Raw genomic sequence first — 18,353 nt, forward strand, 5'->3', positions numbered from 1 at the left:
TGATGCGGGTTAATCCAATACATTATGAGCTAGTGAGATTAACTGTGCGGATGTTTTAAGATTTCGCTTTTGCAGTTCGCGTGTATTTACATCGTAGCGTAGCCGGTTATCGACCAACGCAAAACTGATGCTGGCTCCTGCGCGGTATAATCCTTCGCGTTCGGTTACGATCATAACCGCTCTTCCTTCCGTGTTCTTTAAAACAGTAGCAAGCAGATTGCTTTTGTCTTCTGCGAGGTATACTATGGCTGCATCGGCAAGATTATCGGCATCGTTACTTTTTATTACCTTTGCAACGGTACCGCCATACAACTTTCCATCCAGATTCTTTTGTATGTCACTATAGGCCTGGGTTTCACCAATCACCACTACTTTAAACTCAGCAGGCGTTGCCGGCCAGGAGCTATAGCGCACAAAGCTCTGTAGAAATAATGCATACGTGCGATACAGTGTGACCTGCGCAGATGCACTCATATACATACTTGTCAGGCAAACTATCAATAATACCCATCGCTTCATGCCTATACGTTTACCAGAATTTTGTTCATACTCCACTCCACCTCAACACCACCCAAAAATTCTCGCTCCATTTTATATTCCTCCTGTTCTTCCCAGTCATACTATATATGGCTGGCAACAGCCTCCCCAAGTAGATGTTAAATGATGTGATGAAACTCATGTCATCCCGGACAAAAAAGTAGACAAATGAGTCCCTATTTCCGGATGGTATTATTCAAACGTTTTAAAAATATATCACCTGATGAACGTCTTCACATTTGCCTTTTAAAAATTGGCGTACAGCCTACCGTTATCATGCTCTGCGGGAAACAAAAAGTCAGCATTCTCTTTTTGCGTCCATGATTATACTTTTAATTATACCTTTATATTCGGTACTATATAATGCAGAAGGCTTACTCGGATTTATGTTGATCGCTGTTAGACAATGCTGTGTGACTATCGAGCAGGTCACGGGTTTCTTCATCCAGCAATATGGTGATCGCTTTAATGACAGAGTCCAGCTCTTCTGAGCATTGCTCCAGCATGCTGATATGTGAGAAGAAAATTTCCATCGAAAAATCCTTTTCAGTAGATGCTGTAAGCCTGATCAGATATACAAGCCCCAGGATACGCGCCAGCGGACCGCGCACTTTGTGCGAATTGAAATATGCGTATTCAATAAGTTTATGGTTTAGTAACTGGATATCCCGGGTGCGCTCATCTACCAGCACCTCCAGTCGCCTGTTATAGCTGGCAATCAATTCGTTTTGTGCAGAGACTTCTGCGTTTGCCTCTTCGAGCTGCTCGTTCGTTTCGAACACCCGGGTGCGCTCCCGCTCAAATTCAAGTTTATATTCGTAGCTGATGTAGAGTATATTTCCTATGCGCATCAATATCTCGAGTATGTTCATGAACGTGTCATCATCCTTGCGCAGATCGGCAACCCATTCCGGATGTGAGAGTTGAATGGTGATCATACCGCTGAGGATCAGCAAGTATATCGAGAGGAAAACGGTTCTGTCGCGACCGGTAAAAATGATGATCAACGCAATGATGAGCCCGAACATATCAAGCGCATTGATATTGAACATACCTCCCTGGAAAAAGAACCCGGCTGATATCGAGGTCATGATCATACCCATCGATACGCGCCTGGCTAGCGGTGAGCCATGGCTTCTTACCACCCACTCATGACAAGCTGCAAACACCATCCCTGTAATGGCTGCCTTCAAAAGATTATCAAAGCCGGTTTGGTGGTACAGATCGTATAGTATATAAATAAAAATGATCAGTATAGTACTTCTCAAAAACCGAAGCAGAATGTTTACTTCCAGTGTAAAGTTTTGGGAGGAGTACTTATTGATCATTCTTTGTTTCCAATCGTTCTGTAATGTCGGAAAATGAAGCCAACACAACGGGTACGATGCAGAGGGCTATGACCTCTGGAATATACTTACGGGCATGCTCAGAATACTATATGCTTCTTCTATGCTACGTACATATATAGTTTCAATCCGGGCTTCGGCCAGTTTTAAAAAATAGCCCGTAGCACCGCTGTCGTTATAGGTATTCTCCTGCACGACCATGATGCGTCTGAATTTCTGATCGGGTCGCACAACGGAGAAATATTTCTTTACATATTCCGATAAGGCCATTACAGCATATCGCTGCGATTCTTCACTGATGCCATGATGCTGCAACGTATTAAACACCACTGCTGCCGGATACTGTTCGGAAGCAATTTCCGAAATGCTATCTATACCGGCCCGGTATATACTTTCGGGGGTAAAGCCCTCCCACGTTATCTCCATCACGTCATCTTCCAGCATGTTTACTGTCAGGTATTTTCTCCCCGACATAGTAGAGAGTTTTAACAACTCTGTAATAGTAGCTGTCTGCTGATTCAATGCTGCTTTATTTCTTGGCGTCCGTGGCATGATCTATATATTTACTTTCTGTCTATCACTTTACCCTCACCCGAATTGTCTTGCTGCTTCGGCTGTTATACTATATACCTAGTCTCCGTTCTTTAGCCTTCGCAGTTCCTCTTCTGTTGCTTTCAGTTTTTCAATGATCCGGTTAGTTGCCTGCCGATTGCTCTCTGCTACTTTTTTAGCACGTTCGTTTTCTTCTTCGCGCATGCGATCCAGTTCCTCCTGCTTGCGCACCATCGCTTCCTGCGTAGCCTGCAACTCTTCCAGGTTCTGCCGCATCTCTTCTTCTGTAGCGCGCATCTCTTCGGTTTGCCGCTGAGAAGCGGTAAGTAACTCCTGCATCTTTTCTGTCGTGCGCACACTCTGCAACGCAGAAGCTACAAATTCTCCGGCCTTTTCCAGGAACGCAACCTGATAGTCTTCAAATTTTTCGAGGCTTGCAAGTTCAATGATCGCTTCCGTTTTATCGTTGTACTTCATGGGTACAATCACCAGACATCCCGGTGTTGCTTCGCCCATACCGGATGTTATATAGGTATATCCCTGTGGCAATTTGGTGAGTAGTGTTGTTTCTCCTTCCAGGTATGCCTGGCCGATAAGTCCTACGCCAATTTCTATTCTGCGCTCTATAAATTTCTTTCTGTCGAAAGCATAGGAAGCAGAGAGTTCCAGATAAGAGCTTCCATCTTCCTCACGCAACACAAATAAACCACCCTGTTGTGCACCCATATACCGTGTAATAAAACGAATCACTTCGTTCGATAACTCGGCCAGGTTGTTCTGGTGATTACGCACGGTTTCTGAAAACTTGGTGAGGCCTTCGTTGGTCCATAACCTGCGTTCTTCCTCGCGCTTCATCTGCTTCAACTGTTCGCGCATGTTGGTAAGGCGGCCCGCGAGATTCGTTTCATTCAGCGCTATATTTGTCTCACCCAGGTCTTTCCATTCTGCAGTATATTTACCATCTGCTATATTTTCGATAAACTCGCTGGCTTGCTGGAGATTGAAGATAGAATTTTCAATTACCTGTTTAGGATCATCTATCTGCAATGACGTGCCCGGATTGAAAATATACTTCCGGTTATTCTCCTCCAGTTCTATCAACAGGTTCAGGCGATCTCTCCAGTCATTACGAAGTTTAAGAACCACATAACCCAGTGTAGGCAATCCTATGAGCAGGCTTACGATCTGAAGATACAGGTTGTTGTTCACGGCCGATTGATACTCGGCCTCTGCTTTTGCCTTCAGTTCGGTTTCGAAGTTCAGAATCTTCGATCCTACTTTATCCCAGTGAATAAAAACCTTAAGCCCACGGTCTTCTTCCAGCATTTTACGGAAGGTGGCCATGCTATCGATCGCTGCCATCTGCTTCATCACTCCTATAAAGTCTACATAGTCGTGATAGGTTTTACGCAGTTCTTCCAACGGTGCGCCATCATATCCATGCACGGCAACAGATGCCTTTAAATTATCAAATGCTTCGTCTATCTGTTTGATCGCTGTTTCAGCAGGACTATACATTTCATCATTTTTCAAAATACCATAGGCACGTATACCCAGGTCTATATTATGCAACGTAAACCCTACGAGCTGGTTAGTCTTATAGGTTATATATTCAGACTCTCGCATGATCTGGTTATTTCTTACGATGATGCTTTTATTATGAAAGATCAACATTACGTTTACAACCAGCAGTATAGATACAAAGGCAATTAAAACGACAATAATATTTCCACGGATAAGGGTCAATAGTTTCTTCATGTTTTTCAAACTGTTTTTACAAACTCACAAAATCTCTTGCACTAAAAAAATCTTATTCAATGATATATACAGGTATACTATTTCGTGTGATCCATTCCCTGGCAGCAGCCATCGAAGAGAAATAGGCACTGTTAACGTCAGCGCTTCGCTGCATCATTTCATCTATAGCCATGTGCGTGAACACATCTTCCGGCGCAAGAATGGCCATCTTTTTCATACCGGCTTCCAGGGCACGTGGTTTCCAGTGCTCCGTTGTCCACGCTATATCCTCCTCTGGTAGTACGGTTGTGTGCGTGGTATCATATATCAAGCTGCCACAACCGAACTGCTGCATCGCCTGCAACATAACTTTCATCGAATCGCGATATTCGTTTGACAACACCGGGGTCTTCCATATACCGACCAAAATATGATGGCTTTTATCGTATAGAATTGACTTGAAGTCTTTATCAAAATATACCTCCATATCGTGCGATCTTTAAAATTGTTTTATCCATTCCAGCGCGGCTGCAGCCTCAATAAAATACTTGGTGAGTAACATCTTTTTCTCTTCTGCTTCTGCATGCGCTGCCTGCATATCGAGTTGGGCAAACACGTTCTCCGGCACTATAAATGCCACGTGTGTTACTCCGTATTGCGTAATACGCGGAAACCACTCTGTCTTTATATAGTCTACGCCACCCTCCGGGTATATAACTATCTTTTGGAGGTTCACAACGACCTTACGTACAGCATAATGTTGTACCATTTTCAAATGATGCTGAACAGCATTTACCAGTTGCTCGTACGTAATAAAACCGGTATAGGCTACATCCACGTATCCATCATTCTGAATAAACTGTATTCTTATATTTTCGGTAACGAGGTTTTCCATTTGCACTATATATATTCTGCCTTGAACCTATATATGTCACTTTTGCTACATGCTATAGTTACTTTATCCACGCGAGTGCTTCCTCAAACGTGGCGAAATATCTCGTTTGTACTTTCGATCGATCTCCCACCCGATTGATTGCACCTTCTACAGAGATGCCTGAAAAATTATCGTCACGGTTGACTACTGCTATAGCAGAATAACCGGCTGCTATGGCACGCGGAAACCAATCTGTTGCCGACCATCGCTGATCTTCTTCCAGCATGGCCCCTATACCATTTATATCGGTAATGAGTTTACCAGTGCCAAAATGCTGCATCGCTGCGGCAGCAGCATTCATGGTGAATCTAAATTCACGCGATAGCGGTGGAGTGATCCAGGTAAGTATTAATAGGTGATGCTGCGAATCGTATGTGATGCGGGCATACTCTTCTTCAAACCAGCTGGATATATCTTTATTTTCCATTATTACTATACTTTTGAAAGCGCAGCAATGAGATTTTCTTTCTCTTCAAGCTGCTGCTGTAAAGTCGCTTCGCGTTGTATAAATTCCTGCACGGTCTGCTCCATCATCGTCTGCTGTGCATTCAGTTGTTGCTCTTTCATTTCGAGCTCTTCAGATTTTGCTTTGCTCTCATTCTCACGAATCTTCAGCTTATCGATGGTTTTATTCATCATCTGCTTCTGAGCTTCCAACTGCGCTGATGTGCGTTCGAGCTCGCGCATCCGCTTCGCTTCGCTTTCCATGGTGGCCTGCAGTTCTTCCATTGTCTGGCGTAGTTCTTCCTCCTGAGCCTGGCTTTCTATCAACAGGCGATCTGCCTCCTGTTTGGCTTGCATGATGTCTGTTACATCTTTTGCAAAAACAGCAACTGCTATTATTTCACCTTCTACACCACGCACTGGCACATAGTGCACGATATATACTCTATCGTCAGCACGGCTCTCTACCTGGAACGACTCACCCGCAAGTGCACGATCATATATAGCCTTGAATCCGTCACCAAACCTGGCAATAAGCGTAAGCAGATTGCTGCCTATATCCAAGCGCAAGCCTACAGCCTTAAAGCCTTCGAACGCTACGCGGTTATAGCTTAACACGGAATATGATTTATCGAAGGTGATAATGGAATCGGTAGAAGCATCCATCATCTCACGCAGAAAGCGTTCTTTGTTTTGTGTAGTAGCAAGTATACGCCCCATCTCTTCTTGAGTGGAGGTGAGTTCTTCCATATTCTGGCGCATCTCTTCTTCCTGTGAGCGCATCTCTTCTGCCTGCTGGCGACTCAATTCCAGCAAGCGCTTCGTCTGTTCATTGTTGCGCGCAGCCGCTACAGCAGAAGCTATATTTTCGCAAACCTTTACAATAAAATCCTGTTTGTAATTTTTATAGGGATCGAATGAAGCAAGCTCGAGTACGCCATATATAGTTTCATTTACCTTGAGCGGCACAATAAAAATACTGCGCGGTGTTGCATACCCCAGCCCGGACGTGATGTGTACATAATCTTCAGGCACCTGTGTCATATATACCGGGCCGCCTTCTTCCCAGCACTGCCCCACTACACCCTGACCTCTATATATAACGCGCTCTTCAAATTTCTTCTTATCCCACGCATAGCACGATAATAAACGAAGGTGTTCCTCGTGTGTATCGTTACTATCCTGGCATATAAACAGACCGCCCTGGTTGGAGCCGGTATATTTTACGATGTTACTGATAATGGTATCGCCCAGTTTTTGAAAATCGTTTTGATTACGAATGATCTCGGCAAAGTCGGCAAGCCCGGCTACCGACCAGTTACGCTGGCGCTCGCCCTCTGCATTGCGCTTCAGGTTCTCACGCATATCCAGCAGTGCTTTACCCATTGTATCTTTGTCACTCAGCAACGTAAAGGTTGTGTTGGTATAGTTACCATTACCTATCTCCTCGGCAAACACCAGTTTCTCGCGCATACCTCTCATCAAAGCTTTTATAGCCTTCATGATTTGACCAATCTCGTCTTTGCGCTCTTTGAATTTTATTTCAATCATGTTGCCCTCTCCGATCTGTAGGATTATGTCTTTGAGGTACACGATAGGTCGAACCACTTTCTCTACGGTGAAATAGTAGGATATGATTGATGCTGCTATAAATAACAACACCATTGCTACCAACGTTAACACGATCAATCCCCGATTCTCTTTTTTGGTTAATTGCGCGGCTGCAATTCTGCTCTTCTGAATCAGTATACTTTTCTCCAGTCTGTTCTCAGTATTCTTAATAGCGGGTGTAATGTTCTTGTCGATAATACGCAGGGCTTTGTCCATGGATGCCGATGAGTATGACGTGTCGGACTTCAATATCTCCATAACTTCATTCTGCGCCAGCAATGCTTTCTGCACACCTTCCAACAGATCATCCACACCGGTTTTCAGGGAGGCGTCATCTGATTCGGAAGTGATCTTTTCCAACGTGCGCTTCAGTGCCAGAAATTCTGTTTTATGTATATCTACCAGTGCCTGCTTATCCTGCGGATTGGGTTGAAACGCCCAGCGGTTGGTTAATCGCAGCGAATTATACTGCAGCGCATTGAGATCTTTCAACGCCAGGTATATGGGCCAGTTAACATGCTGCACTTCATAGTCGAGCCGCTCATTCCTCTCCAAAGCACTATAACAGAACCAGGCTGCCGACACTGCCACCAATGCAATGAACATGTAGCCTACAGACATTTGTCTGGATAGAGTAAATTTGATTTTCATTCGCCCGGAAATCATACTATATATGTTAAACCAGTTGCCTGGTCAGATTAAAGAAACTATACAGCAAAAGTAAATCTGCGGTATACATTCAGTTGTCTGGTTTAATGCTTACTTGGGTGTTGATATTTACTGAAAATTACCTCCGTATAAATACTTAGAAGCCACTCTCCTATATCAACCTGCTTTATTACCGGAAAGAAATTTTCGCAGCAGCTTCTCTACAGGATATACCATTAATGCGATTACGGCCTGCACAAAGAAGTTCACAACGGGTGAGGTATCGGTCGCCCAATAACCTGCTGCCAGATTCTGTATCAGTTCGATGATGAGTATCAACGTGAGAAATGTAAGCACGCGCGAAAGGAACGCATAGCGATTTTCTTTTCGGTTAAGGCGAAATGTGATCAGCAGTAATGATCCGAAGAAGAGTATCTCCAGCGAATAGAACCAGGACGTTTTCCAGTAAGGTGGCACTACCTTAAAATGAATGATATGCTCTTCGGAGGTTTCACCCAACGCATCCCGTATACGCACGTGCAGATCGTACGGCCCGGCAGGTAAAAGCTGATAGGATAACGAAGCATCCGGAGTCCAGTCCGTCCATCGATCTGATAATCCGTCCAGTTTATACTGGTATTGAATGCCCAGCAAGCCGAGATAATCCGGATGTATAAAATCAAACGCAAGCGAGCTGTCGTCCTGCTCTACTTTCAGATCACTTACCGGCAATAGTTTCCCATCTTTACTGCGCACCTGTTTCAACAGCACTTTGTGCAGCGAATGTTGTCCGCTATAGGCTTGTGGTGCAATCTTATATAGTTCATTCGTGCCGGTAGTTACCCAGAACTGTCCGTCATGTTGCGCATAGAGTGATTTGATCTGCTTGAAAAATCCTAACACATTCAACCCGTCATGCGGTATAGTCTGGTCAGACAAACACGTCCATTGTGCATTATGATATACCCAGATATTTTCGTTACTCAGAATTACCCGTTCAATTTTACCAAGCTGCTTTCGTATTTCACGATCGTGCAGCAGAATATTACGGCCCGGGTCGAAGTAAAAGCAATCGTGCGAAGCAATGAAATATACTTTGCCGTTGTGAAGAAATGAGTATACATTATCGTTGTAAGGATTTTCAATGCGCAGTGTACTGAATTTGCTATAGGCGTGCGCACTGTCTTGCTTTAGCCTATAGATGGCGTTTCTACCGCTTAACCATATCTCACTCGCAAGCCCGTTGTTGATGTGCACAACTTCATCGTCAATGGCGCGCGAAGCATGCAGGCTCCAGGAAGAGGAAGAGTTCTTCAAAAATATCTTAACAATATGACTGGCGGTAAAGGACACAATCTCACCAGTATCCTCATTGCAGGCAAAAGCCAGTGTGTGTTCGCCATCGATCTTTACGGCTTTTCCTTCGTGTACTTCGTATAGCCCGCCACTTCCACCGGCAATGATACTATTCTTGCATAGCTTCAGGCTCGGGCTTTTGCCGCTATAGCCCGCCACAGGTCTATAGCGATAGCGTGCCACACGCAGATCCGGGTTTTGTTCAAGTGCTGCCTGGCGCGATCGCACCACCATACGACTGTGAAAATCATTGGCATCTTTTTTCAATGCTACAGTTTCCACCACAGGTGCCTGTGCCGCTTCCCGTTTCTTCCTGCTGCGAAGAAAGGCAAATCGCTTACGCTTTGTTTTCTCTGCAGGTGCTGATTCTGCTGGCTTAACGGATTGAACAGCCACCTGCTTCGATGTCGGTATATTTCGCTTCACGGCTGTGTGTGTTATAGTCACAGGAGCATCTTTCACTGTTTCCAGAAAATATAGCCCGGTGCTGGTGCCTATATATACTGTGCTTTCAAAAGGCATTACGGATAGCAGGTTTCCTTCCAGCCCGGAAAAATTGGAATAACAACGAAACGGTAACGCAGGTGCTACACGCGTAAAGCCATATACGTGAGCAACCCATATACCCATATCACGGTCTATACCCAAAGTATATACTTCATTATCGGGTAAGCCGGTGTGGAAGTTCACGATCTTATCCAGCGCACCGGTAGCTTTGAGAAATACTACGCCACCCCGCAGGGTGCCAATCGCCAGCAGGTCTTTGTTTACCCAACGGCACGAGGTAAGTTCTGATTTCTCTATATACCCACTGTCGCCTGCGTTAACCCGTATAGCATTACCATTGCGCAGCCAGTATAATTCATTTTTGTGCGTACCCACCAGCGATACTCCGTTATTCTCCGGGCTCTCGGTTGCAAATACGATCCAGGCATCAGCCGGTAAACCGGTATCAACAGGTATTAGTTGTTGCCGGCGGATCGTATAGAAAGATTTATTCTGTGTTTGTAAAACCAGCTTGCCCGTCAGAAAAAACATATTAACAAAATGATCATCCTCCGGAGATGCTATTTTACTTACCGAGCGCTTTGCCTGCCGGTAAACATATAGCTCTTCACTGCCGAGAAATAAAATACTATCGCCCAGTTGTTCAATGCGGAAAACACCTTCAGGGTTTACTTTGCCGGGTAAAGCTATATATTGAGCTGTAGATAACCCCATGGTATACTGAAGATAGCCGAAACCCATTTTGCCGGCTACATATACCTGGTTCTGCGAAGTTACGAGTATATCATATACCGAACCGGGGCACGACACAAGATCCCACGTGCGGCCATCGTATCGCAGCACGCCATTTTTATTGGCAACATATATAAGACCATTGTTGTCTTGCTCAATAGCAAAGTTCTCGGTATCGAAACGGTTATTATCGTAGGGATGCTGTGTTAAAAAATAGTCACCCTCCTGTGCCAGGACTGTAAGACGATTTACGATCAAAAAGATCAGGAGTATAATTCCCTGCCGCTTCATTTTCTTTCGGGTTCAACGCTTCCCCGGAAAATCTTTTCAGAACAAGCAGCCGAGGCCAACGGTTGCTCTTACTTGCGACAGCCCAGGTTGCTGTAATGCCAAATGTAGCGGGTGTTCGAATACTTCATCCTCTGCAATATTCATGACTGCATGCTGTACTTATTACCGAACACAGTGTCTGTAATTTTACGGAGTCTTTTATACGCTGTATATATGCGTTTCAACGTAAGCGCTGGACTTCGATTTTTAATGCAGTGCGGCAGCGGCAGAAAAAAAATCAACAGCGTCAACGCTTGGATAAAAGAATAAAGACCGTTATCTTAATTACAGATTCTTTGATCCCTCTGATCATGTTGATCTTTTAGTCGCGCCAGAAAGATCTATAGGTTGGCTTAGGTGTAAATACGTGCTGGCGGAAGATGTATAATTTGTGCTATAGTCATGACCGATTCGTTTGCTACTAAATTACCGGGCGAAAAAGAAGCTATCCTGGCAGCGCTTGTGGAGCATGCCGCCGATGCTATTATGAGCAAGACCCTGGAGGGCATCATAACAAGCTGGAACTTCGGAGCCCAAAAACTGTTGGGCTACACGCAGAACGATGTAATTGGTAAACCTATAACCAGTATCATTCCTGCCGAACGCCACCATGAAGAACAGGAAATTATAGAGCGCATTAAACGCGGGGAAAGTATAGATCATTACGAAACAGAACGCATACATAAGAATGGAAGCTCTATATATCTGTCGGTAACATTATCACCGATCCGGAATACAGCAGGAGAAGTTATCGGTATATCTGCCATTGCGCGCGATTTTACACGCCATCGAAAATCAAGAGAAACATTCAAGTCGTTACTGGAATCTGCACCCGATGCCATGATCATTGTGGGACGTGATGGAAAAATACAGATGGTAAATGCGCAAACCGAAAAGATATTTCAATATCACCGCAATGAAATATATAATAAAAATGTGGAGATACTCATACCCGATCGGTTTCACAAACACCATCCGCAGCATCGGGATGGATTCTTTCACGATCCGCGTATACGCGGCATGGGTATAGGCCTGGAATTGTATGGTAAACGAAAAGACGGAAGTGAATTTCCGGTGGAGATAAGTCTGAGTCCGCTGGAGACTGCCGAAGGAACCCTGGCGCTTGCCGCTATACGCGATATAACCGAGCGAAAAAAATCAGAAGAAAAATTTAAAGGCCTGCTGGAGTCTGCCCCCGATGCCATGGTTATTGTTGGCCAGGATGGAACGATACAAATGGTAAATGCACAAACGAAGAATATATTTCAGTATGAACGTGCCGAGATAGAAGGAAAAGAAATAGAAGTGCTTATACCCGATCGATTTCACGCGGCACATCCGGATCACCGGAAAAAATTCTTTCGCGATCCCCGTGTTCGTGGCATGGGCATAGGCCTCGAGTTATATGGTAAACGAAAAGACGGCAGCGAGTTTCCCATAGAAATAAGTCTTAGTCCGTTGGAAACAGAAGAAGGCACGCTGGCGTTAGCAGCCATACGCGACATCACTGAACGTAAAATAGCCGAGCAACGCATTCAGCAATTGAATCGAGAACTGGGCGAACACATTGTTGAGCTCGAATCATTTTCATATTCTGTGTCGCACGATCTGCGCGCTCCGTTGCGCGCTATAGATGGTTTCATTGCTATGTTTCTAAACCGCTTTGAAACGGTAGACGAAGAAGGTAAACGCCTGCTGGGAAATATACGGAGGAATGTTACCAAGATGGGTAACCTGATCGATGATCTGCTCACGCTTTCGCGCATTGGCATGAAAGATATTCAGATCGCATCCGTTGATATGAACAAACTCGTGCACTCGGTACTCGATGAGCTGAAAGAGACGCGAGGTCTGACACAACTGGATATACATGAGTTGCCTGTAGCAGAAGCCGATATAGCATTGATGAAACAAGTATATCTCAATCTTATTTCAAATGCCTTTAAATATTCATCTAAAAAAGAATCACCACGTGTTACGATCGGATGTATACCGCAGCATGACGAAATACATTACTATATAAAAGATAACGGCGTTGGGTTCGACATGGAGTTTTACAATAAGTTGTTTGGTGTATTTCAGCGACTGCACAATCCGCAGGAATACCAGGGAACCGGTGTTGGGCTTGCTATTGTGAAACGTATTATTGCGCGGCATGGCGGGCACGTATGGGCAGAAGGAAAAGAAGGCGAAGGCGCGATTTTTTACTTCTCGTTAAAAAACTCAAATCATACTAATCACACAACCCATGGAACAAGCTGATCGCGTTGAAATACTATTAGTGGAAGATAACCCGGACGATGCCGAGCTTACCATTTATGCCTTGAAGCAAGGCGACAAGAATATAAATTTTCTTCACCTGGCAGATGGTGTTGATGCATTGAATTTTGTTTTTGCCAAAAAGAGTTATGAGAACAAGCGCGTGCAGAATGATCTGAAACTTGTATTGCTGGATTTGAAATTACCCAAGATGGACGGCCTGGAAATTTTGCAACGCATCCGGCAGGACGAACGCACCAAATCCTTACCGGTGGTTATACTTACATCATCGCGTGAAAAGCGCGACATACACACTGCGTATAACCTGGGTGTTAACAGTTACGTTGTTAAACCTGTTGAGTTTGAATTTTATGTGCAGGTAGTAAAAACATTAACCATATACTGGAACAGCATTAATGAAAAGCCGGTTGGGCAACTCTGAACATGAATACAACCCCTGCCACCGAAGCTGACATTCTTTTGGTGGAACATAATGACCAGGATTCTCAACTGATTACTGAAACACTGATCAGAAACAAGATCCTGAATCCAACGGTACGGCTAAAGGACGGAGGGGAATTGCTGGACCTGTTGTTTTCACGCGGTTCGTATGAATTGAAGCCGCTTAAAACACTGCCTAAAGTTATTCTGCTCGATGTAAACCTGCCTACCGTAAGTGGCCTGGAAGTAGTAAAGGAACTTCGTAACAACAAGCGCACCCGAAATATACCGGTAATGATTTTTACTTCGCAGGAGAGCGACAGTGAAGCGTTTGAACGTTACAAGCTGGGAGTTACAGCCTATATCCACAAAAAACTTGATCTTGAAAAATTTGAAGAAGCGTTGCTCCAGGTACAGCTATACCTGAAAACGTATCGCATTCTTATACTGGAAGACAACCCCGATGATGCCGAGTTGTTGCTCTACGAGATCGCCTCATTCAACATACAGCTTGTATCTAAAATAGCGAGCAACAAAGAAGAATATATACAGGCACTCGATACGTTTGATCCGGACGTGGTGATAGCAGATTTTAATATACCACCCAACTTCAACGCAATACAGGCGATCCGTATACTGCGAAAGAAAAATCCGCGCGTACCCTTTATACTCATCTCGGGAGGATTGACGGAAGAATTTGCCGCGGGCTGTTTGAGCGAAGGTATAGATGACTATCTGCTTAAATCAAACCTGAAGCGTTTTCCGATCAGTCTTACCAATATGCTTCGGAAGAAGAAAGCAGAAGATGAAAAAGATCTTGCCGTGCAGTTGCTAAAACAAAGCGAAGAGCGTTATCGTGAAATTATTGAAACTGCACAGGAAGGTATATGGGTGCTCGATGCGCATAACCAAACCATCTTTGTAAACAAGCGACTGGCAGAAATGCTGGAATATAGTGAAGGAGAAATGATGACCAAATCCTTCTTCCGGTTTATGGATGAAGAAGATCGTGCTACATCCATCGAACATTTTAAAACACTGGGTAAAGGAAAAAAGATACAGCTTGAAATAAAGCTCAACTCCAAGTCGGGCAAAAAAGTGTGGACGTCTATATCCGGGAACCCGCTCTATGGTAAAGATGGCCACTATACCGGTGCGTTTGGTATGATCACTGATATCACGGCATTGAAGACCGTGCAATTCAGTCTCGAATCGAAAGTTACCGAACTCAATGCATTTTTATATCATACTTCGCATGTGCTGCGAGGCCCGGTATCATCCAGCCGCGGACTGATCAATGTATTGAACATGGTATCGCAGGATACGGAAGAGAAAGAGTTTCTAAAAATGCTGGATGATTGCAATGTAGAAATGATAACGATGCTGGAAGAACTCACGCGCATTTCTACGCTATACTATAAGCCGATGCTATCGGAGAAGATTGATTTTCGTGAAGTAGTACAGGATGCGATCAACGATCTGCGCGAATACCCAGGGAGTGACAAAACGCATTACTCCATTTTTGTAGATGAGCACATTGATTTTGTTGGCGATCCGTTTGTGCTGCGCCCTGTCTTTGTATCGTTGTTTAAAAATTCCATTGCCTATTCCAACGATGCACGCGAGTGCCATATCTATATAACAGTAACAAAAAAGAATAAATCAGTGCGGATCGATGTGGCCGATAATGGAGATGGTATATCACCGGAGTTTCAGCATCGCGTGTTCGATATGTTTTACCGGGCCCATAAAAAAGCAAGAGGCCCCGGGCTGGGTCTCTATATTGTAAAGCATATTGCCGAACGGATGCAAGGCCATGTTTCCCTGCGAAGTGAAGCGGGAAAGGGCACAACGGTTACACTATCGGTCCCTCTATCCTCCAGTACCGCTGCGGCCCCCCTCACTTAACATACCAAACTATTTAAACAAACAACCCAAACTATATATACTGATCAAACAAACAACGCACAAGCTATATATACTACTTCACTGTGCTATATTTACCGATCTTCGCTTTCAACTCATCCGGATTGAACGGCTTGCTGATAAAATCATTCATCCCCATTTCCACCACTTTATCGCGCATGCCATTCATCGCAGATGCTGTTAATGCTATGATCGGTATATCTCTGAAGTATTTCTCTTCCATTAAACGAATCTGGTGCGATGCCTCATAGCCATCCATACGCGGCATTTGCAAATCCATAAACACCATGTTAAACGATTTGCTTCTGATCATATCAATCGCTTCCAGTCCGTCATTGGCAATCTGCACCTGCACACCCCACTGCTCCATAAAATTGGTAGCCACCAGCTGATTGATCTTGTTATCTTCTACCAGCAACACTTTTATCTGTTTACCGGTAAGCGACTGGCCCGTGTCTGCTGTAGCGCCAGCGGCTGCTATATCTTCACCTTTCTCGAAGAGTAATTGAAACGAGAAGGTAGAACCTTTACCTGGTTCGCTCTCCAGTTCAATGTGGCTGTCCATCAGTTCGAGTAAACCTTTCGTGATGTTCAATCCAAGACCCGTTCCGCCAAAGCGCCTGGTAATATCATTGTCTGCCTGCGAAAATTGTTCGAATATCTTTCTCAGTTTATCCGGTTCTATACCTATACCGGTATCTTTCACTTTAAAGAGCATGCGTGTTTTACCCTTCTCCTCTCCCAACGCTGTAACGGAAAAATCCACTGAACCATGCTCGGTAAATTTGATTGCATTGCTAAGCAGGTTGGTAACAATCTGCGACAAGCGTACGGTATCGCCTTTTACAAATACCGGCAATGACGGATCGTATGTAAAGTGAAGGCCTATCTGTTTTTCCTGCGCACGCATCTCCAGCATCTGGCGTGTATCCGAAAGCATGTCCTGCAAATTGAAGTTAATCGACTCCAGCACAACCTTACCCGCTTCAATCTTGCTGAAGTCCAGTATATCATTAATGATCGTGAGCAGATTTTGCCCCGAGAATTTCAAGAGGTCTAAACGCTCGCGCTGATCTTCACGCGGATCGTTCTGCACGAGTAAATTGGTGAGACCTATAATGGCATTCATCGGTGTTCGGATCTCATGACTCATCATCGACAGGAAGAGGCTTTTCGCTTTGGTAGCTTCTTCTGCTTTCTCCTTGGCGATCTGCAATGAAGCTTCAAACTCTTTTCGCTTCGATATATCTCTGGCAGAAGTCTGAAAGCCGATCATGTCGCCTTCATCATTGTAGAACGGGTGGGCGTTCGATTCCAACCACACAAACGAACCATCTTTTCGAATCGCCCTATATTCTACCGTTGCTGATTTACCACTAAAGATCACCGACTGAATTACTTCTTTTACATATACTTCATCTTCCGGATGTATATTATCATACGGAGAATACCCTACCATTTCTTCGGGCGTATAGCCCAGTATATCTTTTACCGAAGGAGATATAAATGTGCGTGTAGCCGCATCGTCAATCCGGAATAAAGTTACCAGGTCTTTCGAGTTGCGCGAGAGCAGGCGGTATAACTCTTCACTCTCCTGCAGTTTCTCGTTTACTTCTTTCAGTTCGGTTATATCGTGCGTAGTGCCTATATATCCCTGCAGGTTTCCATTTTCATCCTGCATCTCTACGCCTTCACTGATCACCCAGCGAACACCTCGCTGCGGATTTACAAAACGAAATTCGATAACAAATTTTCTGGCGCCTGCTACAGCAACCGCCCACTCGGCCAATACTTTGTGGCGATCGCCCGGATGTATAACCTGCATCCAGCCTTCTCCTTTTGCTTCATGCTCCGATATACCGGCAATCTCACACCATCTTTTGTTCACATAGGTGCAGAGCCCGGCAGCATCTGTTTGAAAGATACCTACCGGAGCATTTCCCGCCAGTAATCTGAATCTCCGCTCACTTTCTGCACGCTTTATATCTATTTGTTTCAGCTCCGTTATATCGCGGGCTATAACACTTACTTTATATACTCTTCCATGTTCATCAAACAGCATGCGCACACTTTGGCCAACCCATATCTCTTCACCGGTTTTGGTGATCATCAGAAACTGGAAGTAACTGCTGCTTTGCAGATTCCTGCGCTGCGATTTATAAAAGTTCATTAACTGCTGCTGGCAATTGGGATGCACCAGCTCCCAGTATTTCATTTGCAGCAGTTCATCTTTACTATAGCCCGATATACGTTCCATTACCGGGTTAACAAAAACAAAATTTCCGTTGGGATCTAATTCATAGATCAGATCCGGAGCATCTTCTACCAACTCGCGATACTGACGCTCGCGAATCTCCAGGTGATCCTGCAGCATCTGTATATGATCGAGATTACTGCGTATCTCTTCTTCCGTTGCCAGTAACTCCTGGTTGAGTACATTTAACTGATAGTTTGATTCCTCCAGATTTTTTGCTTTCACATCCATTTCGGAGATCACATACTTCAATTCAATCTGCTTGGTAACATTATTGGCCAACGTGCGTAAACCTGTAAGCTGAAAATCGTTCAGCTCTTTCGGTACGCGATCCATTACACACAACGTTCCGATTTTATATCCCTCTGAAGTTATGAGTGGCATGCCTGCATAGAAGCGCACACCCGGCTCACCGGTTACCAGCGCACTGGTAGCAAAGCGCAGATCTTTCGTAGCATCAGCCACTATAAGTATATCATCCTGTAATATAGTATAGGCACAAAAGGCCTGCTCACGCGGAGTCTCCTGTATATTCAGGCCAACACGCGCCTTGAACCATTGGCGCTCATCATCTACAAGACTTATAACACACATCGGGGTTCCACAGATACTCGCGGCTAACGTTACTATATCATTCAGGTCCTGTTCATCCCTGGTATCAAGGATGCGAAATTTACGGAGGGCATCCAGCCGGCCAGTCTCACAAGCATTCGAAAGAGGGATATTCATATGCAAATGA

Annotated in this window: 13 protein-coding genes; 3 read left to right on the plus strand and 10 right to left on the minus strand. The window is 44.6% G+C overall.

The annotated features are described in order from the left end of the window. Positions 1–9: 9 nt before the first annotated feature. From VIN08_RS04210 to VIN08_RS04250, 9 genes are all read right to left on the minus strand, one after another. On the minus strand, positions 10–474 hold the full coding sequence (locus VIN08_RS04210; RefSeq protein ID WP_331960695.1) for a YfiR family protein: 465 nt from the start codon (positions 472–474) through the stop codon (positions 10–12). 437 nt (positions 475–911) lie between these two features. Continuing rightward, positions 912–1,865 (minus strand): hypothetical protein, encoded by a 954-nt coding sequence (locus tag VIN08_RS04215; RefSeq protein WP_331960698.1) that lies wholly within the window; start codon positions 1,863–1,865, stop codon positions 912–914. Positions 1,866–1,931: 66 nt separating this feature from the next. Further along, positions 1,932–2,435, minus strand: a complete 504-nt coding sequence (locus VIN08_RS04220) for a hypothetical protein (RefSeq protein WP_331960701.1) — start codon at positions 2,433–2,435, stop codon at positions 1,932–1,934. Between the two features lie 78 nt (positions 2,436–2,513). Beyond that, a complete protein-coding gene (locus VIN08_RS04225) occupies positions 2,514–4,193 on the minus strand; it encodes a GAF domain-containing protein (RefSeq protein WP_331960704.1) in 1,680 nt (559 codons plus the stop codon). 52 nt (positions 4,194–4,245) lie between these two features. Next, positions 4,246–4,659 (minus strand): hypothetical protein, encoded by a 414-nt coding sequence (locus tag VIN08_RS04230; protein ID WP_331960707.1) that lies wholly within the window; start codon positions 4,657–4,659, stop codon positions 4,246–4,248. A 12-nt stretch (positions 4,660–4,671) separates the two neighbouring features. Continuing rightward, positions 4,672–5,067, minus strand: a complete 396-nt coding sequence (locus VIN08_RS04235; RefSeq protein ID WP_331960710.1) for a hypothetical protein — start codon at positions 5,065–5,067, stop codon at positions 4,672–4,674. A 58-nt stretch (positions 5,068–5,125) separates the two neighbouring features. Beyond that, on the minus strand, positions 5,126–5,533 hold the full coding sequence (locus VIN08_RS04240) for a hypothetical protein (RefSeq protein ID WP_331960713.1): 408 nt from the start codon (positions 5,531–5,533) through the stop codon (positions 5,126–5,128). A gap of 5 nt (positions 5,534–5,538) precedes the next feature. Continuing rightward, complete coding sequence (locus VIN08_RS04245) at positions 5,539–7,782, minus strand: GAF domain-containing protein (protein WP_331960716.1); 2,244 nt, start codon at positions 7,780–7,782, stop codon at positions 5,539–5,541. 204 nt (positions 7,783–7,986) lie between these two features. Next, positions 7,987–10,695 (minus strand): triple tyrosine motif-containing protein, encoded by a 2,709-nt coding sequence (locus VIN08_RS04250; RefSeq protein WP_331960719.1) that lies wholly within the window; start codon positions 10,693–10,695, stop codon positions 7,987–7,989. A 441-nt stretch (positions 10,696–11,136) separates the two neighbouring features. Here VIN08_RS04250 and VIN08_RS04255 point away from each other — a divergent pair, with 441 nt between their 5' ends. The 3 genes from VIN08_RS04255 to VIN08_RS04265 are packed head-to-tail and all read left to right on the plus strand — an operon-like array spanning position 11,137 to position 15,342. After that, positions 11,137–12,996, plus strand: a complete 1,860-nt coding sequence (locus tag VIN08_RS04255) for a PAS domain S-box protein (RefSeq protein ID WP_331960722.1) — start codon at positions 11,137–11,139, stop codon at positions 12,994–12,996. Beyond that, the gene (locus tag VIN08_RS04260) at positions 12,983–13,435 is read left to right on the plus strand and encodes a response regulator (protein WP_331960725.1); all 453 of its coding nucleotides are present in this window, start codon (positions 12,983–12,985) and stop codon (positions 13,433–13,435) included. Before VIN08_RS04255 ends, VIN08_RS04260 begins: the two co-directional genes overlap by 14 nt. Before the next feature lie 2 nt (positions 13,436–13,437). Then, the gene (locus VIN08_RS04265; protein ID WP_331960728.1) at positions 13,438–15,342 is read left to right on the plus strand and encodes a response regulator; all 1,905 of its coding nucleotides are present in this window, start codon (positions 13,438–13,440) and stop codon (positions 15,340–15,342) included. Between the two features lie 73 nt (positions 15,343–15,415). Here VIN08_RS04265 and VIN08_RS04270 read toward each other — a convergent pair whose 3' ends face one another. Next, a complete protein-coding gene (locus VIN08_RS04270; RefSeq protein ID WP_331960730.1) occupies positions 15,416–18,343 on the minus strand; it encodes a PAS domain S-box protein in 2,928 nt (975 codons plus the stop codon). Positions 18,344–18,353 lie beyond the last annotated feature (10 nt).

It is taken from the genome of Ohtaekwangia sp. (assembly GCF_036568665.1).
Classification (GTDB): Bacteria; Bacteroidota; Bacteroidia; order Cytophagales; family Cyclobacteriaceae; genus Ohtaekwangia.

Coding starts and splice junctions, on each gene's coding strand:
- VIN08_RS04265 (WP_331960728.1), top strand. CDS start 13,438: ATGAATACAACCCCTGCCACCGAAGCTGACATTCTTTTGGTGGAACAT.
- VIN08_RS04210 (WP_331960695.1), bottom strand. CDS start 474: ATGAGTGCATCTGCGCAGGTCACACTGTATCGCACGTATGCATTATTT.
- VIN08_RS04225 (WP_331960704.1), bottom strand. CDS start 4,193: ATGAAGAAACTATTGACCCTTATCCGTGGAAATATTATTGTCGTTTTA.
- VIN08_RS04260 (WP_331960725.1), top strand. CDS start 12,983: ATGGAACAAGCTGATCGCGTTGAAATACTATTAGTGGAAGATAACCCG.
- VIN08_RS04220 (WP_331960701.1), bottom strand. CDS start 2,435: ATGCCACGGACGCCAAGAAATAAAGCAGCATTGAATCAGCAGACAGCT.
- VIN08_RS04230 (WP_331960707.1), bottom strand. CDS start 4,659: ATGGAGGTATATTTTGATAAAGACTTCAAGTCAATTCTATACGATAAA.
- VIN08_RS04245 (WP_331960716.1), bottom strand. CDS start 7,782: ATGTCTGTAGGCTACATGTTCATTGCATTGGTGGCAGTGTCGGCAGCC.
- VIN08_RS04215 (WP_331960698.1), bottom strand. CDS start 1,865: ATGATCAATAAGTACTCCTCCCAAAACTTTACACTGGAAGTAAACATT.
- VIN08_RS04250 (WP_331960719.1), bottom strand. CDS start 10,695: ATGAAGCGGCAGGGAATTATACTCCTGATCTTTTTGATCGTAAATCGT.
- VIN08_RS04235 (WP_331960710.1), bottom strand. CDS start 5,067: ATGGAAAACCTCGTTACCGAAAATATAAGAATACAGTTTATTCAGAAT.
- VIN08_RS04255 (WP_331960722.1), top strand. CDS start 11,137: ATGACCGATTCGTTTGCTACTAAATTACCGGGCGAAAAAGAAGCTATC.
- VIN08_RS04240 (WP_331960713.1), bottom strand. CDS start 5,533: ATGGAAAATAAAGATATATCCAGCTGGTTTGAAGAAGAGTATGCCCGC.
- VIN08_RS04270 (WP_331960730.1), bottom strand. CDS start 18,343: ATGAATATCCCTCTTTCGAATGCTTGTGAGACTGGCCGGCTGGATGCC.